The 22875-nt window shown below is 62.8% G+C and carries 16 protein-coding genes; 8 read left to right on the top strand and 8 right to left on the bottom strand.

All coding sequences use genetic code 11. The features are described from left to right. Window positions 1–11: 11 nt before the first annotated feature. From HH213_RS27950 to tssK, 4 genes are read right to left on the bottom strand one after another with little or no spacing between them, the layout of a single operon-like run. Complete coding sequence (locus tag HH213_RS27950) at window positions 12–1550, bottom strand: LysM peptidoglycan-binding domain-containing protein (RefSeq protein ID WP_158288114.1); 1539 nt, start codon at window positions 1548–1550, stop codon at window positions 12–14. Beyond that, window positions 1547–4405, bottom strand: coding sequence for a type VI secretion system Vgr family protein (locus tag HH213_RS27945; RefSeq protein ID WP_229263201.1), 2859 nt, complete (start codon window positions 4403–4405; stop codon window positions 1547–1549). Before HH213_RS27945 ends, HH213_RS27950 begins: the two co-directional genes overlap by 4 nt. After that, a complete protein-coding gene (gene icmH, locus HH213_RS27940; protein ID WP_110849587.1) occupies window positions 4406–5170 on the bottom strand; it encodes a type IVB secretion system protein IcmH/DotU in 765 nt (254 codons plus the stop codon). Between the two features lie 11 nt (window positions 5171–5181). Then, window positions 5182–6525 (bottom strand): type VI secretion system baseplate subunit TssK, encoded by a 1344-nt coding sequence (gene tssK / locus HH213_RS27935; RefSeq protein ID WP_169114449.1) that lies wholly within the window; start codon window positions 6523–6525, stop codon window positions 5182–5184. Between the two features lie 225 nt (window positions 6526–6750). On the opposite strand from tssK, the gene HH213_RS27930 reads away from it, so the two are divergent. The 8 genes from HH213_RS27930 to tssH are packed head-to-tail and all read left to right on the top strand — an operon-like array spanning window position 6751 to window position 15988. Further along, window positions 6751–7353, top strand: a complete 603-nt coding sequence (locus HH213_RS27930; RefSeq protein WP_229263200.1) for a tetratricopeptide repeat protein — start codon at window positions 6751–6753, stop codon at window positions 7351–7353. Window positions 7354–7372: 19 nt separating this feature from the next. Beyond that, a complete protein-coding gene (gene tssB / locus HH213_RS27925) occupies window positions 7373–7885 on the top strand; it encodes a type VI secretion system contractile sheath small subunit (RefSeq protein ID WP_169114448.1) in 513 nt (170 codons plus the stop codon). Between the two features lie 2 nt (window positions 7886–7887). After that, the gene (gene tssC, locus HH213_RS27920) at window positions 7888–9369 is read left to right on the top strand and encodes a type VI secretion system contractile sheath large subunit (RefSeq protein WP_110849591.1); all 1482 of its coding nucleotides are present in this window, start codon (window positions 7888–7890) and stop codon (window positions 9367–9369) included. 39 nt (window positions 9370–9408) lie between these two features. Continuing rightward, entirely contained in the window at window positions 9409–9900 is a 492-nt protein-coding gene (locus tag HH213_RS27915) for an Hcp family type VI secretion system effector (protein WP_110849592.1), read from the top strand. 6 nt (window positions 9901–9906) lie between these two features. Beyond that, window positions 9907–10404 carry a type VI secretion system baseplate subunit TssE gene (gene tssE / locus HH213_RS27910; protein ID WP_110849593.1) on the top strand — a complete coding sequence of 166 codons (498 nt, stop codon included), beginning with the start codon at window positions 9907–9909 and terminating at the stop codon, window positions 10402–10404. Window positions 10405–10408: 4 nt separating this feature from the next. Further along, window positions 10409–12253, top strand: coding sequence for a type VI secretion system baseplate subunit TssF (tssF, locus tag HH213_RS27905; protein WP_169114447.1), 1845 nt, complete (start codon window positions 10409–10411; stop codon window positions 12251–12253). Then, on the top strand, window positions 12217–13299 hold the full coding sequence (gene tssG, locus HH213_RS27900; protein ID WP_169114446.1) for a type VI secretion system baseplate subunit TssG: 1083 nt from the start codon (window positions 12217–12219) through the stop codon (window positions 13297–13299). Before tssF ends, tssG begins: the two co-directional genes overlap by 37 nt. A gap of 13 nt (window positions 13300–13312) precedes the next feature. Beyond that, window positions 13313–15988 carry a type VI secretion system ATPase TssH gene (gene tssH, locus HH213_RS27895; RefSeq protein WP_169114445.1) on the top strand — a complete coding sequence of 892 codons (2676 nt, stop codon included), beginning with the start codon at window positions 13313–13315 and terminating at the stop codon, window positions 15986–15988. 66 nt (window positions 15989–16054) lie between these two features. Here the strand turns inward: tssH and tssA are convergent, their stop codons facing one another. The 4 genes from tssA to tssM are packed head-to-tail and all read right to left on the bottom strand — an operon-like array spanning window position 16055 to window position 22871. Then, window positions 16055–17095, bottom strand: a complete 1041-nt coding sequence (gene tssA, locus HH213_RS27890) for a type VI secretion system protein TssA (RefSeq protein WP_169114444.1) — start codon at window positions 17093–17095, stop codon at window positions 16055–16057. 10 nt (window positions 17096–17105) lie between these two features. After that, window positions 17106–17870, bottom strand: a complete 765-nt coding sequence (locus tag HH213_RS27885) for an OmpA family protein (RefSeq protein WP_110849598.1) — start codon at window positions 17868–17870, stop codon at window positions 17106–17108. A 4-nt stretch (window positions 17871–17874) separates the two neighbouring features. Beyond that, window positions 17875–18861, bottom strand: a complete 987-nt coding sequence (gene tagF / locus HH213_RS27880) for a type VI secretion system-associated protein TagF (protein WP_169114443.1) — start codon at window positions 18859–18861, stop codon at window positions 17875–17877. Continuing rightward, the gene (gene tssM, locus HH213_RS27875) at window positions 18858–22871 is read right to left on the bottom strand and encodes a type VI secretion system membrane subunit TssM (RefSeq protein WP_169115478.1); all 4014 of its coding nucleotides are present in this window, start codon (window positions 22869–22871) and stop codon (window positions 18858–18860) included. Before tssM ends, tagF begins: the two co-directional genes overlap by 4 nt. Between the last annotated feature and the right edge of the window lie 4 nt (window positions 22872–22875).

Raw genomic sequence — 22875 nt, 5'->3', positions numbered from 1 at the left:
CAGTGAGTGAATTATTTGATCGCTACCGTCACATCCAGCAACGAGCGCACGGCGGCAGCCTTGCTGGAGTCACACATTTTTTCAGTAATATTGATTTTCTTGTCAACGAAATTTAACAGCCAGCTCCGATGGCCTTTGACGTAATCGTTGCCATTATCCGCAGCATACTCGGCGGCGCGGTCCGCGCCAACCTGCGCCGTCAGCAGAACTTTTGCCGTATCGGACGTAATGGTATTACGGATGAATTTTTTGGCGTCCGACAGGCCCAGATGGTGGGTCAGGTAAATCAACTTGGCCTTGTCGCCGTCAGACAGTCCATCCAGCTTGAAATCGTCATCTTTCAGGCCCTTCAGGTTCTGCAAGCCGTAGTCGACCGCGGTGTTGATGGCGTATTCGGCGACGTAGCGCAGGTCGAGCAATTTCTGCAAGTTGGCGTCACTGGCCGTTGCGCGGCCGGTGATATACGGCTTGGACGACAAAATCCGCACCAGGGCGGTATCTTTGGTCTTGGTAACCAGTTTGCCATCCGCGCGTTTGAATGCCGGGGTCTCGACCTCGACCGGCTGCTTTTTCTTGATGACGGTCGACTTCTGCGTCGTTATCCAGCCTTCCTTCTTGGCACGTTCATTCAAGAAAGTGCCGTCATTCAGCGCCATATCGACCCAGCTGGCGTCCAGGAACTGCGTCATTCCGCGTGCCGACGACTTGGACGAGGCAGATCGCGGATCCCATTCGCCGGTGTTTTCCGTGAGTTTTTTGGTTTTCGGCTTACCGTCCTTGCCTAGCGCAGGTTTTTTGGTCTTCCTGTCGATCACCGGGATGTAGGTCACATTCGTGATGGTTGCGGCTTCCGCATTCATGATGGCCGCGATGGATTGCGGCGTAAAGCCGCTGCGCTTGCCCGCCGCAATAATCACGTCGCGGTATTTCGCATTCGGGCCGAGCCGGAGATTTTCCGTGTTGGGACATTCCAGCGCCACCTTTTGCACCGGGTTGCCGTTCTCGCTGCGCACCTCGGTCACCGTACCGACAGGCTGTGGGGCGGGCTTGTCGGTCTTGGTGGTCTGCATTGGTCCCTCATGGACTTTCATCTCGGCCGGCAGCGCGACTTTTGGACTGGTGATGCGCGCATGGGTTGCCGGCTCCGCCAGCTTGACTTCAGACACCTTCTTCCAGTCGCCGGTGGGTTTCTTCACCTCGACTTTGACTACGTCGTCCCGTTTGGCCGTGATGACCGGCACCTTGCCGGTGGTGTCGGTCTTGTGCTTTTCCACTTCGCCTGCCACGCACACGGACACTTCCATGCCTTCGATGGGTTTGTTGGCGGCGTCCAGAAACTGCAGCGACAGCAGGCTCGACAAGTCGATCTGCAGCGGCTCAAGCGGCGCCAGTTCCACCACTTTCGGCGGGATCTGCAGGACTTGGCCTTCCCGGATCATGTTCTGGTTTTGAATCTTGTTCAGTTTCGCCAGGTCGTGCTTGCTGACGCCGAATGCTGCCGCAATGCGCGTCAGCGTATCGCCCTTCCTGACGGTGTATTCTTCGTTCATTCTTCTGCTTCCCAATCCATCCATGCATCGTCGTCCAGCATTTGTGGTTCTTCACCGGTGGTCAGGTCGGTCGCCCAGTCGCCGCTGCCGACCAGCACGGAATATTCCTGTGGCATTTTCTCGTCCCGCTGACGCGGGCTTCGGCCGTCTCCGGCAGTGACGCCGCTGAAGGCGAGCTTGCCGGTTTTCTTGACCACCGAAATCACATCCACGTCGGCTGCCATGGCGCCGGTAAAGGCGGACACGGCCGCCCAACGGATGCTGTACGGTTCCAGTTTGGGCGTGACCAATTGATGAGGCAGCTCAGTCAATCCGGCGTTGCCGCTGGCGCCGCTTTCAAACGCATGCTGCCCACCCTTGACGGTGAAATTGCCAGGGCAGGCAAAGGTAATGTCGCCGCCGTCCAGCGTGATCGACGACTGACCCGATTGCAGCACAATCTTCTGGTTGGCCTTGACCTCGATGCTGTCGTTGACAGAAATCACTTTGATCGACCTGTCCGCCAGGATCTCCAGCTGGTCGGTATGTGCCTGCAGCGACACCGGGCCGTTGGCGGCAATGGCCTGGATGCCGCCGTTCTGGCTGAAGTAGCCGGCCGCATTGGCCGCCACCGACGACAGCGTGTATGCCGCCGTCATGTGCATATCACCCAGCGAGGTCCAGTGCAGCTGTTCGCCGGCGAACAGCACGGTCGAGGCGGGCGTAGCCCAGTTAATGCTGGCCGGCGCATCCATCAGCACCAGCGGCTCGGCAAATTTTTCCACCGGCTTGTCCGCGTCCAGGGTCCGCGCGCCGCTTTGCGCCTTGCTCGCTTCCTGGCCGTTGACCGCGCCGTCGTGCTTGCCCTTGTCTTTGGGATCGATGCGTGACAGCAGTTCCTGTTGCGCCTTGGCCCCATCCGCACTGATCAACGCGGTCTGTTTGACGGCTGCGTCGCCCAGCACTTTGCCCAGTTCCTGCGCCGCCTGCAAAGATCGCACCGCCTCGGCCGCATCCATCTGCGTCGAGCTGACACCGGCACCTTGGGCGGCGCGCGCGCTGGTACTCAGCAGCACGCCTTCGCCGCCGCGCACCACTGCCCAGGCGTCGGTGCGCAGTTCGAAGCCGGCGCCGCGATACGATCCGCGCTGTGCCGAGGAGGGCGCTTGGGCGATCAGATAACCCAGGTTGAGCTGGGTGGCGGCGCTGCTGGTGGCCAGTCGCGTGCGTACCTGACCGGGCGTATCGTCCAGCTGCCACTGGTTGTAGCCGCCGCCGTCAAAGTTGTGGCTATGGATGCCGGACAGCGTGCCGGCATGGTTGGCGCCGGAGTCTTCGCCGGCGGCATACGGCGGCGTGTCCGAGCCAGTGTACAGCTGCGCCACCACCAGCGGCCTGTCCATATCATTATCGATGAAGTCGACCAACACTTCGGTGCCGATGCGGGGCGTGAATTGCGATCCCCAGTTGGGGCCGGCCAGCGCTTCCGCCACGCGCACCCAGGTGCCGCTGCTGTCGTCGCCGGGGGCGCTGCCGCGTTCATCGGTGTCATGGGCGATGCCGCCCGGATTGGCGCCCTGGCCGCGCTGCCAGGCAAACTGGATGCGTACCTGATGGTCGCGCGTGGTAGTGGCGACCGCATCGGCCACGCCGACCACGATGGCTGTCTGCGGTCCCAGCGCGGTAGCGGCCTGCGGCGCGGCGATGGCGCGCGGCACGATGGCCACTGCTTCGCGCACGCAACCGAAAGTATTGCGATAGGTGCCGGCTTCCAGCGGCGAAGTGATCTGTTTTACCTGGGACGGGAAGTTGTTGCGCGCCTCATGCCGCACCCATAGAACGACGAAGCGGTTGTCGCCGGCGTAGCGTTCGTGCTGCGTCAGCGCGAAGGCGTGGCCCGGCGCCAGTTGGCGGACGGAACCCTCGCCTTCGAAAGTCTTGTTGTCCAGTTCCAGCGCTTGCAGCATCAACTGGCTGTGCAGGTCGGCCTCGCTGCTGGCGATGCGTTCGCCGGCGCCGTCGTACACGGCCAGAGCAGGCAAGGTGCCGGCGTCCAGGGACGATTGCTGCTCGGCGCCTGGCGCCAGCAATTGCGCCGGGTCCCAGCTGCTGATGCTGACCGCGTTCGGTTGCACCTGACGGCGCGCGGCAAACTGGTCGATGGCGTCTTCGCTGTCGGTGGCGCGCACGCCGTGGAAGCGGATGTCGGCATTGCCCGGCATGTCCGGCGCACCGGCTTTGCTGTCGAAGATCACCAGCTTGTGCTTGGCCTGGCCATCGGTGGCTTCGTCGGCAGGCTGGTCGTGCTCAAAGCGCCAGCTCAGGCCTTCCGATGCCAGCAGGCGCTGGAAGAATTCGAGGTCGCTTTCACGGTATTGGGTGCAGATGGCGCGCGTGGACAGCGACTGCGTGACGTCGAATTCAAACCGCAACTGCGGGTAGTCGGCCAGCAGTTCGGTGATGATGTCCTGCGCGTTCTGGTCCTGGAAGATGTAGCTGTCGCGGCGCAGCCGCAGCACCGCCAGTGCCGGCTCCAGCAGCAGGCGATAGCGCGCCGTGCCGCCGTCCGCGCCCAGCCAGGCGGCTTCGGTGCAGATGCCGTGCCAGGCGCGGCGCGTGCCGTCGGCTTGCAGCAGCGTGACGGTCAGTTCCTCGCCGATGAACAGGTTCAGGTCGAGGTCGGTCGAGGTGCTGAGCGCGTCCACTTCAAACGCATACAGTTCGTTGACGCCTTCGCGGCCGGCAAAGCGCTCGGCCATCAGCGATTCCGGCAGCGCCGAGTCCTGCGCGCTGGCCAGCGTGATCAGGCGCGCGAACTGGCTCAAGCCGGTGCCGAACAGCCCCAGTGCCGAGGGAATCAGCGATGCGATATCCATTTACGGCAGCGTGATGGTCAGGTTGGCCTGGCGTGGCGCCAGTTTGACGATATCGTTATAGGCCGCCACCTGCTGCTCGGTGCCGCGGTTGAGCGAGGTGCGCAGGCCGATGTAGCCGAGCACGCAGATCAGGCCGAATACCGAGCACAGCACCCACAGTGGCAGGTCGCTGCGCAGCTTGTGGACGATCTGGTCCGGACGTTCCGCATGCGGCGCAAAGCCGCCGCGCTTGCCTTTCATGTGGGCGATTTCGTCGCCCAGGCGCGCGGTCAGGTAGTTCAGCTTCTCCGAGCCTTCGAGAATGTAGCGACCCTGGAAGCCCAGCAGCAGGCACATGTGGAACACCTCCAGCGCCTGCAGGTGCGCGCTACCGCGTGCGCGCAGCGATTCCAGCCGGTGGAAGAAGTTTTCGCCGGCCAGCTGTTCGCCGAACAGCACCAGTTGCAGCGGGCGGCGTTCCCAGGCGTCGCGGATGGCGAACGGCGAACGCAAAATGATTTCATCAACCGCCGCGCAGAAGGCGTACTTGGCGGCGTCGATGTCGTCCGGTGAGGCGTTGTGCTTGCGGGCGGCGCGGCCGAAGTCGTCCAGGAACTGCGTCATCTTGTTGGCGAATTCGGCGTTTTCGGCCGGGCCGCTGCCGTTCTTCAGCATGAACAGCGCGTAGAAGCCGTCATACATCAGGTCGAGCAGGGTTTGCGGCGCGCTGCTGGCGGCTGGCGCCGGGGCGGCGCCCATCAGGGAAGGTGCGGTTACGGTATTCATGGTTCCTCGGTTCACGAAGTGACGGCGACCAGTTCCAGCTTCAGGTCGTGCATGCCGCCAGGGACATAGATGGAAATCGATTGGGCTTGCAGCATGCGCTCATACATCTGGCCTTTCGGTTCGATGGAGAAGTACATGGCGTCCGGCCGCACCGGCACGGCGGCCGGCACTTGCGGCGCGTGTTGCAGGCGCACGCCCGGCATGGCCGACAGCACGAATTTATCGACGTCGTCCGGCGCGCCGACCTTGAAGCGCAGCGGCACCACCTCCACCAGCTCGGCGGCCGGCATGGCGGCCGAGACGGCGATGTAGAAGGTGGTTTTGTCGTCGATCTTGCCGGAGTCCAGCATGCCGTGGTGGTAGGACGGCTTGACCTCGCGCAGCGCAATGGCGAAGTAGCGCGACGAAATCACGGTGTCCAGCAGCTCGCGGATGATCTGGTGCAGCGTGGCGAAGCCCGGCCCCGGATCGTTGTGCACGTACGGCGGCAGGTCGGCCAGGGTCCAGCTCTTGGAGAAGGTCATCAGTGCACCGGCCAGGCTCAGCAGCTGTTCGTACAGCCGTTCCGGGTGCAGCGCCGGATGCTGGAAGTAATGCGTCAGCGAGGCGAAGGCGGAACTGGCCGTGTGCAGCAGCCAGAACGACGACATGTCGCCCGAGCGGAATTCGATCACGTGTTTGCTCGGTTCGCGGTGATGGCCGTACAACGCGCTGACCTTGGCTTGCAGCGCGTCCAGCAGGCGGCGCAGTTGCAGGAACAGCAGCGGCGCGCTGCGCACCGATAGGCTCGGCGCGACGAAGGACGCATCCAGCTCAAAGCCGCCGGTGGCCGCGCGGCGCAAACGCAGCAGCGGGAAGTGGGTGTAGGAATCGCGCGGTTCAAATTCCGGCACCATCCGCAGCGTCTTCTTCAGGTAACTCAGTTGCGCCGAGGCGGCGTGCGTGTACAGGTCCGGCGTGTCCTGGTTGTTTTGCAGGTAGCGCACGGCGTTGTTGCTGCCGCTATTGCCATCGCTGAAATTGCCGCCGAACGCTTTGAAGGCGGGCAGGGCGGCGTAGTAGGTGATCGTCTGCTGCGACTGCGGTAGCTGGCTCAGGTCAACCGGATCGGGCAGGTCGTCGGCGCCGGGGGCGTCGTAGAACTCGCCGTCCTGGAAGCGCAGCGACAGCTCCAGCAAACGCAGGCCGTTGTTGGCCAGAGCGTCGCGGTCGATCTGAATCTGATTGACGCCCCAGGCGTACGGGTGCAGCGCCTGCACGCTTTGATGCAACCGCTGCTCGTGGTAGCGGTCCTGCTGTTGAAAGTGTTGCGGCCGTAAGAACAGGCCTTCGCCCCAGAGTATTTTGCTGCTCATACCGTTATCCGTTTTGAAAGTAGCAGAACAGTAACATTGCTTTCAAAAAAGGGTCGCACGGCTGAGTTTTAACGGTGCGCAGCGTCTGGGCAATCGCCCTGCAAGCCGCCTGCGCACGGTTGAGTTCAATTGAACGTCGTCAACAATAGATTTCTGATAACGTGGCGCCGAGTTGCAGAATTGTTTTTTAAATATTGGTTTATTTATATTGAATCTGAGGTAAGCATGACAACCGTACTCTCCCTTGGCCGCGCCTCGCAACTGGCTGCCGCCCTCGTTTCCGTCGTGGCGCTGAGCGCTTGTAACACCGCCCCTGTGGCGCCGCCAGTGGCGGCCAAGCCCAGTCTCCAATCCATGCTGGCGCAGGCCGGCACCGCGTCCAGCACCGGCCAGAAGGAACAGGCCGTCAAGCTGTGGAAGCAGGCGGCGGAAGTGTATCCCGCCGACAAGTCGCCGTGGCTGAGCATCGCCCAGACCCGCTATGAAGCCGGACAGTACGGTGACGCCATCATCAACGCCCAGGAAGTGCTGGTGCGTGACCCCAACGACACGCTGGCCAACAGCATCATCGCCATCAGCGGCCTGCGTTTGTCGACCCGTTCGCTGGCCGACCTGAGCCGTCAGAACAACCTGTCCGGCTCGATCCGTACCGAGTCGCAGGATCTGGCCAAGCTGCTGCGCGAAAGCCTGGGCGAAACGGTGCTGGTGCCGCCTGCCGCCACGGTCCAACCGCCACCGCCGCCGGCGCGCGGCAAGGTCGCCGCCAAGAAGGGCGGCAAGGCCAAGCAGGAAGACAGCAGCGCCAATCCATTTGACGCCTTGAAATAACCAAAGAAGGGAACAAGCCATGTCCAAGAGCACCAGCGTGCAGAAAAAACTGCAAAAAATCCGCCCTCCACGGGTGCAAATGACCTATGACGTTGAAATTGGCGACGCCATCGAGAACAAGGAACTGCCGTTCGTGATGGGCGTCGTGGGCGACTTCGGCGGCAATTCGGAAGTCGAGCAAAAGCGTTTGAAAGAACGCAAATTCGTCAACGTCGACCGCGACAATTTTGACGAAGTGCTGAAGGGCGTGGAGCCGCGCGCCAACTTCCGCGTCAAGAACGAACTGGGCGAGGACGGCGGCGAGTTCGCGGTCGACCTGAAATTCAAGTCGATGGAAGACTTCCGTCCGGAATCGGTGGTGCAGCAGGTCGATCCGCTGCGCAAGCTGCTGGAAGCCCGCACCAAGCTGGCCGACCTGCGCAACAAGCTGGCCGGCAACGACAAGCTGGAAGACATCCTCAACGACGTCCTGCACAGCACTGAAAAACTGGTCGAAATCAGCCAGCAAAACGCCGACAAGAAGGAGGGCTGATCATGTCCGCACAACTGACTCCCGGCGGCGCCCCAGCAGCCACCGAAGTGGCGCTGCTGGACCAGATCGTCGAGCAAAGCAAGGTCGCCAAATCCAGCGTGGAACATGCGCGCGCCAAGGATTTGATCGCGGAACTGGTCAGCCAGGTGATGGAAGGCACGGTGGTCGTCTCCGATAACCTGGCCGCCACCATCGACGCCCGCGTGGCGGAACTGGACCGTCTGATTTCGGCGCAGCTGTCGGCCGTGATGCACGCGCCGGAATTCCAGAAACTGGAAAGCAGCTGGACCGGCCTGCACTACCTGGTGAAGAACAGCAGCACCGGCCAGAATCTGAAGATCAAGATGCTCAACGCCACCAAGAAAGAACTGGTGAAGGACTTCCAGTCGGCGCTGGAATTTGACCAAAGCACCATGTTCCGCAAGGTCTACGAAGAAGAATTCGGTACCTTCGGCGGCGCCCCGTTCGGCGCGCTGATCGGCGATTACGAAATCACCCGCCAGCCGGAAGACATGTACTTCATCGAGCAGATGTCGCACGTGGCCGCCGCCGCGCACGCGCCGTTTATCTCGGCCGCGTCGCCGGAGCTGTTTGGCCTGGAGACCTACAGTGAACTGGGCAAGCCGCGCGACCTGTCGAAAGTCTTCGACACCGTCGAATACGCGAAGTGGAAGTCGTTCCGCGAATCGGAAGACTCGCGCTACGTCGGCCTTACGCTGCCGCGCTTCCTGGGCCGCCTGCCATTCAATCCGGCCGATGGCGCCACCGTCGAAGGCTTCAACTTCGTCGAAGACGTGGACGGCACCGATCACCACAAATACCTGTGGTGTAACGCCGCTTACGCCTTCGGCACCAAGCTGACCGCAGCCTTCGAGGACTACGGCTGGTGCGCGGCGATCCGCGGCGTGGAAGGCGGTGGCCTGGTGGAAGACCTGCCGACCCACACCTTCAAGACCGACGAAGGCGAAGTGGCGCTCAAGTGCCCGACCGAAATCGCCATCACCGACCGCCGCGAGAAAGAGCTAAGCGACCTCGGTTTCATTTCGCTGGTTCACTGCAAGAACACCGACTACGCCGCCTTCTTCGGCGCGCAGTCGACCCAGAAGGCCAAGAAGTACAACACCGACGCCGCCAACGCCAATGCGGTGCTGTCGGCGCAGTTGCAGTACATCTTCGCCGTCTCGCGCATTGCCCATTACATGAAGGCCATGATGCGCGACAAGATCGGCAGCTTCGCCGCCGCTTCCAACGTCGAAGACTTCCTGAACCGCTGGCTGACGCAATACGTGCTGTTGGACGATAACGCCAGCCAGGAACAGAAAGCGCAGTTCCCGCTGCGTGAAGCGTCGGTGCAGGTGTCGGAAGTGCCAGGCCGTCCGGGCGTGTATCGCGCGGTGTCGTTCCTGCGTCCGCACTTCCAGCTCGACGAGCTGTCCGTTTCACTCCGTCTGGTCGCGGAGCTCCCCGCTTCGACCAAATCCTAAGTAGTCGCACTAACTTTTTTTAAACCTGAAAGGAATACCATGGCAATCGACGTCTACCTGCAAATCGACGGTATCAAAGGCGAATCGGCAGACACCACCCATAAAGACTGGATCGAAGTCAAGTCGGTCAATTGGGAAGTGCTGCAACCGAAATCGGCCACCGCGTCGACTGGTGGTGGTCACACCGCCGAACGTACCGAGCACAAAGATATTGTGGTGAGCAAGCTGGCCGACCTGGCCACGCCGCTGCTGCTGCAAAACTGCTCTTCGGGCAAAACCCTGCCAAAAGCAAAGCTGGAATTCCTGCGCGCTGACGGCAATGGCGACCGCGTGAAGTACTTCGAAATCGAACTGGAAAACGTGCTGATCTCCAGCGTGGCGCCAGCGGTCGAACCAGGCAACATCCTGACCGAAGACGTGTCGCTGAAGTATTCGAAAGTGAAGTGGAAGTACACCCAGCAAAAAGTGGGTGGCGGTTCGGGTGGTAACACCTCGGGCGGTTGGGACCTGTCGGCCAACAAGACGGCTTAAGTTGTCATGAAGGGATTTACTCCGGGTTTGTTCGACCGTCTGATGGACGTGCCGGTACACGGCTCGTCCAGCGGCACGGTGTCGCGCTTGTCGATCGAGGACCTGAAGGACTCGGTCGCGCGCGATCTTGAAGCGCTGCTGAACACGCGCACCGTCATCCCGGAGGAACTCCTGAAACGGTTTCCGGAATGCGGCCGGTCGATTGCGACGTATGGCCTGAATGATTTCGCTGGCTTGTCGCTGTCGAGCACAGACGATCGTGCTTTCATCTGCCGCAGTCTGGAACGGGCCATCGCCCGTCACGAGCCGCGCCTGCGCAATGTGCAGGCGTCGCTGGAGTTGCGGGCCGATTCGGTCAACCGTTTGAATTTTGCGATTACCGCGCTGTTGGTGGTCAACAGCGCACACGAACCTGTCAATTTTGACGCAGTCCTGCAGCCCTCAAGCCTGCATTACACCATCAGCAAGGCGCGCCGCGTGAGCCCGACGCCGCTGGGAGCCTGAGATCTTGGAACAATTACTGCCGTATTACGAGAGGGAGCTGGGATTCCTGCGCCGCTATTCGCGCGAGTTCTCCGAACGCTACCCGAAAATCGCCGGCCGCCTGTTGATCGGCGGCGAGGTGTGCGAAGACCCGCACATCGAGCGCATGATCGAATCCTTTGCGCTGCTCAATTCGCGCATCGCCAAGCGCCTCGACGACGACTATCCCGAATTTACCGAAGCGCTGTTTGAAGTGCTGTATCCGCACTACCTGCGGCCTTTTCCATCATGCTCGATCGCGCGCATGGACTTCAGCGGCGCCGCCGCGCAGCTGACCACCGCCAGCGACATCCCGCGCGGCACGCAGCTGACTACGCGTCCGGTGCGCGGCGCCACCTGCACCTTCCGCACTGCGTATCCGGTGACGGTGGCGCCGCTGGCGCTGAGTGCGGCCAGCTTCGCGCCCATCATCGCCGCGCCGGAAGCCGTGCGGCCGCCGGCGCAGGCCACCTCCAGCATCAGCCTGACCTTATCGTGCACGGCGGAGCAGGTGACGCTGGCGCAACTGGGCCTGGGCCAGCTGCGCGTGTTCATCGACGGCGAACCGTCGTTCTGCGCCGCGCTGCGCGATGCGCTGTTCACCCGCGCCGTCGCCGCCTATGTGGAAGCGGACGACAACGGCCGCTGGACGCCGCTGCACAAGGTGCCGGTGTCGCCGGCCGGCTTTGCGGAAGAAGAAGCGCTGATCGATTTTTCGGCGCGCTCGCACACCGCCTACCGGCTGCTGACCGAATATTTCTGCTTCCCTGAAAAATTCAACTTCTTCGACATCGACCTGCACGCCATCAGCGGCGTAATGCCGGCCGGCTGCAAGACGGTGACGCTGCATCTGGCGCTGTCCGGCATGCGCACCGACTCCAACCTGGCGCGCATGCTGGCCACGCTGTCGACCAATAACGTGCTGCTGGGCTGCACCCCGGTGGTCAACCTGTTCCGCCAACGCGGCGAGCCGATACGCTTGACGCACGCCACCGCCAGTTATCCGGTACTGGCCGACGCCCGCCGCGCCTTCGCCTACGAGGTGCAGGCGATTGAATCGGTCAAGCTGGTGCGGCAAACGCCGCAGGGCGAATCGGTGCAGGAATTCCGTCCGTTCTACTCGCTGCGCCACGGCCAGACGCCGGAAAAAAATGGTCACTACTGGGTCGCGCGCCGCAACGAAGACCTGGCCGAGAAAAGTCCCGGTTACGAAACACAGATTTCCATCGTCGATATCGACTTCGATCCGGCCGAGGTGGAAACCGACACCCTGAGCCTGGAGCTGAGCTGCACCAACCGCGACCTGCCTTCGTTACTGAGCTACGGCATGCGCGGCGGCGACTTGTTCCTGGAAGGCGGTTCGAGCGTGCGCGCCATCAGTTTCCTGCGCAAGCCAACGCCGTCGTATCGCTTCGCCCGTGGCCGTGGCGCGCACTGGCGTTTGATTTCGCACCTGTCGCTGAACCACCTATCGCTGGCCGGTGGCGGCATCGACGCCTTTCGCGAAATGCTCACGCTGTACGACCTGCCACGTTCGCCGTCGTCGCAGCGGCAGATCGGCGGCATCGTCGCCGTGGCGCACAAGGCGGCTAACACCTGGCTGCCGGGGAATCCGTTTGCCTGCCTGGTGCGCGGCATTGAAGTCACCTTGACGGTGGATGAAGAAGCCTTCGTCGGCAGCGGCATCCACGCGTTTGCACAGATTGTCGAACGCTTCCTCGGTCTGTACGTCCACGCCAACAGCTTTACGCAGCTGGTGATCAAGTCGAACAAAAATGGAGAGGAACTGCTGCGATGCTTGCCACGAAGCGGCGATTTGAGCCTGCTGTAATCGAGCGGCTGTTCGCGCAGCCGTACCGTTTCGAATACTTCCAGGCGGTGCGCATGCTGGAGCTGTGGCTCAAGAAGCATGGCGCGCCGCAGGATGGCGCGGTCGCCAATTTCCTGCGCTTCCAGAATTCGACCTCGCTTGCTTTTCCGGCCAGCCAGCTGGAATCGCTGCAGCCGGAGCCGCGCGACACGGCGACCGACGCCCGCAGCCTGGGCGAAGCGCTGAAAAGTGCGCAGCTGCGCTACATCCGCATCACGCCCGCGTTTATGGGCTTTCTGGGTAATAGCGGCACGCTGCCGGCACATTACACCGAGCGTATCGCAGCCCATGCGCTGTACCAGAAGGACGAGGGGCCGCGCGCGTTTCTGGATACATTTTCCAACCGCGCGCTGGCGCTGTTCTATGAAGCGTGGCGCAAGTATCGGCTGGAGCTGAAATACCAGATTCATGGCAAGGATGAATTCCTGCCGCTGCTGCTGTCGCTGGCTGGCATGCATAGTCCGTCATTGCGGCGTCGCCTGTCGGACGGCGGCGATGGCGTGCTGGATGAATCGATGGCGTATTTTTCCACCGCCATCCGCCAGCGGCCTGCATCTGCGGTGCAGATTGCGCGTGTGCTGTCGGAGTATTTTTGTCAATCGATACGCATCGAGCAGTTTATCGGCGCATGGTACGACGTGCCGGCCGGCCAGCAGACCATGCTGGGCATGGCCAACGCCGTCCTGGGTGGCGGTGCAATGGCGGGGGAGCGCGTGTGGCAGCGCGACCTGCGCATGCGGCTGGTGGTAGGGCCGCTGGACCTGGAAGGCTACGAATCCTTCCTGCCCGGCGGGAAAGCGGCGCGCGCGCTGGAGAGCATGGTCACCATGTTCACCGGCCTGGCGCTGGAATATGAAGTGCAGCTGGTGCTGCGCGCCGAAGATGTTCAGGGCGCGCGGCTGGACGATGAACGCAGCGGCGGGCGCCTGGGCTGGGACAGTTTCCTGGTCACCGAGGCGCAGCAGCACGACCGCAGCGATGTCCGCTACGAGATACACACATCATAAAAAGGACAACAACATGAGCATCAACCTGAAAACGCTGATCAGCAAATTGAATGACACCAGCCGCGCCGCCGCCACGCGCGCGGCCAGCCTGTGCGTGTCGCTGGGCCAGTATGAAGTGGACGTTGAACACCTGTTCCTTGCCTTGCTGGAGCAGCCCAAGAGCGACCTGGCGCTAATTGCGCGCCAGAGCGATATCAGCATCACGCAGCTGGAAGCCGACCTGCGCGCGGAAGTGGGGCGCTTCAAGAACGGCAATACGCGCACCCCGGTGTTTTCGGCGCGCCTGCCTAAATTGTTTGAAAACGCCTGGCTGATCGCGTCGCTCGATTTGCAGGACGATGCGCATGCGCAGATCCGCAGCGGCCATCTGCTACAGGCGCTGTTGACCGACACCGAACTGTCGCAACTGGCGGCGCGCAGCTCCAAGCTGTTCGCGCGCTTCGACCTGGAGCAGATCAAGCACAATCTGGACAAAATCACCGCCGGCTCGGAAGAGACGCCGGTGGCGCGTCCGGCCGCCGCAGCCGATGAAGGCGGCGATCCAGTCGGCGACCTGCAAGCACGCGCCGCCAGCAAGACGCCGGCGCTGGACCAGTTCACCACCAACCTGACGCAGCGCGCACGCGATGGCAAGGTCGATCCGGTGATTGGCCGCGATCTGGAAATCCGCCAGGCCATCGATATCCTGATGCGCCGCCGCCAGAACAATCCCATCCTGACCGGCGAGGCCGGCGTCGGCAAGACCGCCGTGGTGGAAGGGTTGGCGCTGCGCATCGCGCAAAACGACGTGCCGGATGTGCTGAAGGGCGTGGAGATTCACACGCTGGACATGGGCCTGCTGCAGGCCGGCGCCAGCGTCAAGGGCGAGTTTGAGAACCGTCTGAAGAACGTCATCGACGAGGTGAAGAAAAGCCCGCACGCCATCATCCTGTTCATCGACGAGGCGCACACCATGATCGGCGCCGGCGGCACGGCCGGCCAGAACGACGCCGCCAACCTGCTGAAGCCAGCGCTGGCACGCGGCGAGTTGCGCACCATCGCCGCAACCACGTGGGGCGAGTACAAGAAGTATTTTGAAAAAGATGCCGCGCTGGCTCGGCGCTTCCAGGTGGTCAAGGTGGAAGAGCCGAGCGAGGAACTGGCTTGCGCCATGTTGCGCGGCATGGCGCCATTGATGGAGAAGCACTTTGGCGTGCGCGTGTACGACGAGGCGATTACCGAAGCAGTGCGCCTGTCGCATCGCTACATAATGGGCCGTCAGCTGCCGGACAAGGCGATCAGCGTGCTGGATACCGCCTGCGCCAAGGTGGCGTTGGGGCAGAATGCGACGCCGGCGCTGATTGAAAACCTGGCGCGCAAGATCGAGCGCATCGATGCCGAGGCGACCGCGCTGGAACGTGAGCAGGGCGAAGGCGGCGCCGATGCGGCTGCGCGCCTGAAAGAATTGCGCGAATCGCGCGCGGCGGCGGACGAACAGCACAAATCCCTGTCCGAGCGCTGGGAGAAGGAAAAAACGTTGACGGCCAAGATCATCGAGGCGCGCGCCGCAACTGCGGCACCTGCGGCGGCCGGCGATCAGGCTGCGGCGGGCGAGGGCGGGCAGGCGCGCGACATCCAGGCCATGGTGGCCGAACTGCGCGCGCTGCAGGGCGAAACGCCAATGGTGCCGGTGCAGGTGGACGGCCACGTGGTGGCGGAAATCGTAGCCGGCTGGACTGGCATCCCGCTGGGCAAAATGGTCAAGGACGAGATCAAGACCGTGCTGCGTCTGAAGGAAAATCTGGAACAGCGCGTGCTGGGCCAGCCGCACGCCATCGAAGCGGTGGCGCAACGCGTGCGCACCTCGCGCGCCAACCTGGATGATCCAAACAAACCAAAAGGCGTGTTCCTGTTCGTCGGCCCGTCGGGCATCGGCAAGACCGAAACCGCGCTGGCGCTGGCTGATGCGCTGTATGGCGGCGAGCGCAAACTCATTACCATCAACATGAGCGAGTACCAGGAAGCGCATAGCGTCTCCGGTCTGAAAGGCTCGCCGCCGGGCTATGTCGGCTATGGCGAAGGCGGCGTGCTGACCGAAGCCGTGCGCCGCAATCCATACAGCGTGGTCCTGCTGGATGAAGTGGAAAAGGCGCACCCGGACGTGATGGAGCTGTTCTTCCAGGTTTTCGACAAGGGCGTGATGGATGACGCGGAAGGCCGCGAGATCGACTTCCGCAACACCATCATCATCCTGACTTCCAACGTGGCGTCGGGCGCGATGATGCAGGCTTGCCTGAACAAGTCGCCGGAAGAGCTACCGTCGGTGGAGGAATTGGAGCAGATGATTCGTCCGGCGTTGATGAAGCAGTTCAAGCCTGCATTCCTGGGCCGCTTGAAGGTGATTCCGTTCTATCCGATTCCGGACGATGTGCTGGTCGATATCATCAAGCTCAAACTGGGCAAGATCGAGCGCCGCATCGCCGCCAACCACAAGGCGGAGTTCACCTACGACGAGGCATTGGTGGAAGCGGTGCTGGCGCGCTGCACGGAAGTCGATTCCGGCGCGCGCAATGTGGACAATATCCTGAATGGCACGCTGCTGCCGGAGATTGCGGAATCGGTGCTGGCCCGCATGGCGGAAGGCGCGGCGATCGCCAAGATCAAGGTCAGCGCCAACAAGCAGGGGCAGTTCAAGTACACCGTGAAGTAAGCACGTCATTCCCGCGAAAGCGGGAACCCATGCTGAGTATGGATTCCCGCTTTCGCGGGAATGACGTTATTCTGCGGGCGGCACGCCGAGCAGTTCTTCGATATGGGCCAGCGAGGCTTCGTCTTTTACGACGCTGCGCAGCCAGGTATGCAGGTCTTGCAACGCGGCTTGTGCCGCTTTCTCAGCGAAGTACGAGGCCGGGCTGTGGGGTTCGGTGCGGCGGAAGAATTCCGCCACAGCGCGCAGTTGCGCCACGGCCTGCGCGCGGTTGCTGATCACGCCCGGCCGGGTAGGCGCCACGTCCGCTGCCACGGCGCCAGTGGCTTCTTCCATCACTTCTTCCTCTTGCGCCGGCGACGCGAGCTCCGGCGCTTCTGCCGAAGCGCCGGCCGGCGCCGGCATCGCATGCAGCATCGCTTTCACCGCATCGCGCGCTGATGAGAATCCCGGGCTGTCGTTGCCGAGACGCGCATCGGCGACGCGTTCCAGCTGCTCCAGCGCCTCGATGCAAAACTGCGCATCCGCGCGGAACGCCGTCGCAAACCGTGCCGAGTTATTGCGCTTGGCCGTTTCCATGTCCGCCAGCTTTGGTGCGCGGTTCTGCTGTTCCTCATTACCACTGCCCGCACGCTTGCGCGCCGATTCAAAATCGACAGTCGAATAATCGCCGTTCTCGGTCAAGCCGATCTCGCGCACCAGCGCTGGCGTGCGGGACAAAATCCAGCTCAAATTGCCAGTACGCTGATCGTTATCGCCGTCTTCCGCCGACGGATACAGGCCTGTATCCCAATACTGGTCACACAAGCCGGCCAGCAACAGATAGCCTTCGCCCAGGCCGCGCAGATGGTGCACGCGCGCGCCGGCCTCGGTCAGCCATACGGCCAGCCGCAGATCCTTGCTGGCGGTCTTGAGCAGATGCGCGCAGCGCTCCACCACGAACGGCCAGTCGGCTTCCTTCAATTCAGTCACCCATTCGCCCTGATCGAGCGAAGGGTCGTCAAACTTGCGCGCCTGCGCAATCGCGTCCAGTTCAGGGGAAAACGACAGATCGCCACCAGCAGGCTGGCTAACGGAGATTGGTTCTAAAAGCTCTTGTGCAGAATACATGGTGTCCTCTTTACTGCGCCATACGGAATTCGATACGGCGGTTGCGCTGGCGGCCTTCGGCCGTGTCGTTGCTGGCGATTGGGCGGTCCGGGCCCTGGCCGCTGGCCGTCAGCAGTTCCCCGTTGATGCCATGGCTGGCCAGGTAAGCCTTGACCGCTTCTGCGCGCGCCTGGCTCAGACCTTGATTGGTGGCGCGCAGACCGGCGCTGTCGGTGTGGCCGATGATGTCCACCTTGCGCTTATCCAGCTTGCGCAGGGCTACTACCATCTCGTCCAGAATCGCCTTGCCGGCCGGCGTCAGTTCGGCCTTGCCGCTTTCGAACTCGATGATGCGGTTGGCCAGCGCGCTATCCAGCACGCCCTGGTCGGCCGCCGATACGCGCAGGCCATTGTTGACGGTGTAGGTCGGATTGAGGTTGGTGGCGATATTGCTGGCGATGCGCTGTCGTACCGCCTCGTTGCCGACTTCCCCGCGCAGGCTGACGGTGCTGCCGTCGATCTTCAACTGGCCGCGGCTGATCTGCTTCAGGTCCGGCGTCAGCAGCTTTTGCACATACTGGTTCCAGTTGGCCGGCGTGGCCACCTTGTCGATGGAGATCTGATCGACCACCTTGTCGGCGCCATAAACCTCGCGCAGCTTGGCCAGCACGGCGGCCTTGCTAGCTTCATCGGGCAGGGTGCCGGCGGCCAGCACCTGGCCCGGTTGCACCACGTTGGCCTGCGCGAAGGTGGCGCCGGCGGCCAGCATCAGGCTTGTGAATAAAAGAGTACGCATGATTCTAGGTTCCGATAAACGCCGTGCTGACCGACTCCAGCGCGGACTTGAGTGACAGGGAGGGCTGCGACAGATAGGTGGACAGTTTTTTGACGGCGTAGTCGCTGTCAGCCTGTTCCTCCACCCAGTCCAGTTGTTCAAACGCGATCTGCTGTTCCTGCGCGGCCTGCGGGTCCATGATGCCGTGCAGCGTAGCCGGCGAGGCACCGCTAAAGCCGACCAGCAGCACCGGCTGTTCGCGCTGGCGCGTGAGGAACAGCGCTAGTTCGAAGTCCGCGCGCGCCAGGAAGGGCGTGATCAGGTGCAGCCAGAAGGCGGCGACCAGGTTGCGGTACATCGGGTCTTGCGGCAGCGGCAGCAGCAGCGTTTTATCCAGCCGGCTGGAACTGCTGGCCATCACCGGTTGCAGCAGCATGCCAAGCGCCAGCAGCACCTGGCGCGACGAGCCACGGAATCCTGCCTGCGACAACAGCGTATCGAGGCCGCCGATGGTTTGCAGTTCCAGAAAGTCCTCGAAGGTGGCCTGGTAAGCGGCGCTGCGCAGATCGAGTTCGATCGCTTCGGCGGCCGCCATTTGCAGTGGCGTGGCGGGATCGCTGGCGGCGACTACGCCGCTGCTCAGCGTCGCCAGCCGGGTCCAAAGGCGGTTGAACACCAGCGGCGCGGTCTGCACAAAGGTGGCCGGGTCGGCGACTTCCACACTGCTGGTCATCAGGAACGGGAAGCGGCGCGACGACTGGTCGCTACTGGCGACGATATGGCCGGCGATCGCGTGACGGCGGCGCGGGCCGACGAAGGCGAAGTGCAGCGGCGCGACGGCGTCGTAGTTCAGCTTCCAGCGGGCGTCGGTGCTCATCAGGTCCATCGCCTGGGCGAGCCAGTCATCTAGCACCTTGATCAGGGCCGGGCTGTCGCCGCCTTTGACGAAGTCGCCGCGTCCGGGCACCTTGCCGAAGTAGCCGATGTGGGCGATGGTGGCGCCGCGACTCATGGCTGGGCTCCAGCGGTGCGAATGACGGTGCCGGGTTGCGGCGCCGGCATGGTGGCTGGCACCGGTGCAGGTGCGCGGCCCGGTGCTGGCGCTGATGCCGGTGCACCCGGAGCGCCAGGCATGACAGGAGCGCCCGGCGCGGCAGGCGTGGCAGGAGCCGCTGCTCCGGCTGGAAGGCCGGGCTTGGCGGCTGCGGCAGCTGCGGCAGGTGCATCAGCGGCGGCTGGCGTTGGCGCCGGTGCAGGCGCGGTCACGGTATCCGGCAGACGCAGGCGCTTGAAGCCTGCCGTCGAAGGCGCGGCAGCTTGCGCCTGCACTGGTGGTGGCGGCGTGCTTGCGCCGATTTTCAGGTTGGCGGTAACCGACACGCCCGAGTTATCCCAGGTCAGTTCAAAGGCGCCGTTGTCCTTGCGTTTGCGCTTGGCGGCATCGATCATTTTCTTCAGGCCGAAGTGGCCCGGTTCGTTGAACACCACAATGCTACGGCCTTCGGGCGTGATGGCGGTGATCTTCGCACCCGGCACGCCGGCTGGATTTGGCCACGTCATATGCACCCAAGGCTGCGGCTGGCCGCGCCAGCGCAAGGCCTGGCCATCGATCTCGATGGTGAACTCGGTGGCGCTGACGGCGCCCAGCGCTTGCAGGTCGAAGTTGGTCTGGCCTTCGCCACCGCTGGATGCGGCCGCGTTTGCGACACCATTGGCCGCCAGCGGCGCTACCCAGCCAGGGAAGCTGGCCACCACCGGCGGCGCCAGATTGATGCCCATATTGGCCCAGGTGCGGGCGCTGACCGTGTCGCCACGGCGCACCACCAGTGGACCAAGCGTGGAGTCGAAGAACTTGGCGATCGCGCCTTCCGGACCGAACACCGCGCCGATTTCGGCGTTGCTGGCCTCCGCCTTGGATTCGGTGGCGAACGGATACTTAGTGGCCAGCGACTGGCGGAACGGTTGCAGCACCTGCGCCGCCCATACCTTATTAACTTCCGTTTCGGTCGGCTGCACGATCACCGCGAAGGTCTGGATCAGCGGACGGACCAGTAGCGGACGAATGGCGGCTTTCTGCGCATCGGTCATCCCGGTCAGCATTTGCTCGTCCACGTACTTCAGCGCTTCCGCCAGTTCAGAGCCATTTCCATCCAGCGTTTGCTGCATCAGCTGCTTGGCGCCGGGGCCTGGGTCGCCCTGATTCTTGATCTGGTTGAAGCGGCCGCGCAGCTTGGACAACTGCTCCATATAGCCGCGCATCAGCGACGCGCCCTGGTCCTTGGCGACCACCAGCCGCGCCACGCCGGAGAACTCCCGGCCGACAGGGCCGAGCGGGAGGGCGGCGTTCTGCACGCCACCGCTGCTGACGTTGATATTCAGCTGCGATGGTTTCTGGCGCAGGATGGTTTCCTTGAACCAGCCGCTGACGCCACGCTGCGCGCGTTGCAGGCCGGCGTCGATCAGCGACGGGTTGTCCCACGAGGTTTGTTCGTAGACGCTGTTCATCAGCTTATTCAACGGCGAATTTTGCGGGTCGCCCAGACGGTTCATCGCACCTGCGGCCTGGTCGAAGTTGGACAGGTCACGGATCGTCACGCCCTGCACAAATTTCTGCCATTCGCGGGCATAGTCGTTCTTGTAAAGGTCCACCAGCGATTTCTGGATCTGTTCCGGGCTGCCTTCCAGCGTCAGGTCATCCTTGGACGAAGTTTTGAGCACCCAGTCGGCGCTTTGCAGTTCGCGGTTGGCGGCTTCGCGGAAGGCGTCCTGCACGAAGCCCTGCCATGCGGCGCGGGTAAAGCTGCCCGGGACGGCATAGCTGCCCAGCACCAGTTCCTTGTCCTGATCGCCGACGATGGCGGCCACCGTCACGGCGGGGAAGCGGGTGGCGGCGCGGGCTTTGACGTCGGCGTAGACCCGTTCACGGGCCGGCATGCCGCGTACCACGCGGCGCAGATTGTCGCGGGTCTGGTCGACCAGCGCCAGACGGGTGTCGATCTGCGGCCACGAGGTGTCGTTGATCTGCGCCAAGTAGAAGGAGATCATGCGCTCGGCGCTGCGGATCATCTGCTCGCGCGACATGGTGCCGCGGTTGGTGTCCAGCCACACGCGCCAGAAGCGGGTCAGCTGGTCGTTCAGGTGGCCGGCTTCGGCGCGCGATTTATCGCCCAGCATCAGGTAGGTCTTGAGCGCGTTGTACGCGTCTTCGGCATCGGTTGGTGAAGCGTCCTTGAACTGCTGCGCGCTGTTGTTGATGGCGGCTGCGGCTTCGGCCTGCGTGGCGTTCGGCGGCGCCGAGTTGCCGCCGCTGCTGCTGGCGGTCAATGGGCGCGCCATCGGCTGCAGATTCGCCGCGCCGCTATTAACTTCGGCGAGGAAGGCTTCCAGCGTCTGGCCGACTGGCTTGAGCATCACTTCGCGCACGCCGTTGAAGTATTCCTCGCGCAGCTTGCGGTCCAGCAGCGTGCCCTGATACAGGCCGAAGCTGAGAGACATCGGGCGACTCTCTTCATACTTGTCCAGCTGTTCGATGCGGTCTTGCAGGATCTCCAGCGCGGCAAAACGCGATTGCAGATCCATCGATTTTTCCTGCACCTTGATGGCCTGGTCCAGGTCCGCCTGCACATTAGCCACCAGCTGTCGGTTGTTCATGTACGACCAGCTCCAGCCGGCCAGCGCCAGGCCGGCCAACGCGGTGGCGGCGAAGAAGGCGACGTAGCGCATGCGGGTCTTGGCCGGGCTGGCGTATTGTGATACCAGATCCTTGTCGGCGAAGATCACCTTGCGGAACAGGTTAAGCAGGAAGTAGCCCTGCTGCTGGTGGGCTGCTTCATGTTCGGCAGGTTTCAGTTGCAGGTCGAAGCGTTGCGCCACCCGTTGCGACGAAGCCGATACGGTTTCGCCTTCCTGCAGCGCGCTGGTGAAGTAGAAGCCGCGGAAAACGGGTTTGAACTGGAATGGATTTTCTTCAAACAGCGTGGCGATGAAGGTGCGCAGCGCCGGCTTGATCGAGCTGAATTCGAGCGGGAAGGTGAACACGCCAGGCGGCATGCGTTCGCGCCATTGCAGCGCCATGTTGGCTGCGCTCTGGTCTTTCAGGCCTTCGTACAATTCGTCGAAGCGGGCGTCGAACTGGTTCAACACTTCTTCGCTGCCGGTGCTGCGGCTGTAGGGCAGGGTGGCACCCCATACCTTGTCACGTTCACCGCGTTCGGCGTCCTGGAAAAATTCGTTGAAACCGGTGATCAGGTCGGCCTTGGTGAACAGAACGTAGACCGGGGCATGCACTTCCAGCCGCTCGGTCAGTTCCTGCACGCGCTGGCGGAGGTTCTTGGCCAGGTTGATGGCGAATTCGGGACGGTTGCGGGTCAACTCGGCGACGCTGACGGCGATGATGATGCCGTTGATCGGCGCCTTCTTGCGGTATTTCTTCAGCAGGTCCAGGAAGCCGAACCACTCGCCACGGTCTTCGTCCACGACCGAATAGCGGCCAGCCGTATCGAGCAGGATGCCGTCGGTGGTGAAGAACCAGTCGCAGTTACGCGTGCCGCCCACGCCTTGCACGATTTTGCTGTCGGCGAAAGGGAACTGCAAGCCGGAGCTGGCCACCGCCGTGCTTTTGCCGGCGGCCGGATTACCGATGATCATATACCACGGCAGTTCATACAGCGCGGCGTTGCCGGAGGTCTGTCCCAGTTTGGAGTTCTTGATGGTGCCAATGGCGTCCAGCATGCGGGTGCGCAGCGCTTCGGTTTCCTGGCGCTGGGCCGGATCGACCTTGACCGGCTTGGATGCCTGCTGTTCCAGCATGTCGCCCAACTTGCCGGCGGCGCGCTGCGTCTTTCGATAGCGCCAGTACCAGACGATGGCGCCGAAGGCCAACGCGATCGCCAGCACGATCCACGGCACTGACGACGGCCATTGCAGCAGTGCGCCGGCAAGGAACAGCAGTGCCGCAAAGGCCAACCAGCCGATAACAATCAGCGTACGGCGTTGGGTCAGGAACAGCCAGAATTTTTGCATCATA

The organism is Duganella dendranthematis (genome assembly GCF_012849375.1).
In the GTDB taxonomy this organism is placed as follows: Bacteria; Pseudomonadota; Gammaproteobacteria; order Burkholderiales; family Burkholderiaceae_D; genus Rugamonas; species Rugamonas dendranthematis.
This window is presented reverse-complemented; position numbering and strand designations above follow the sequence as displayed.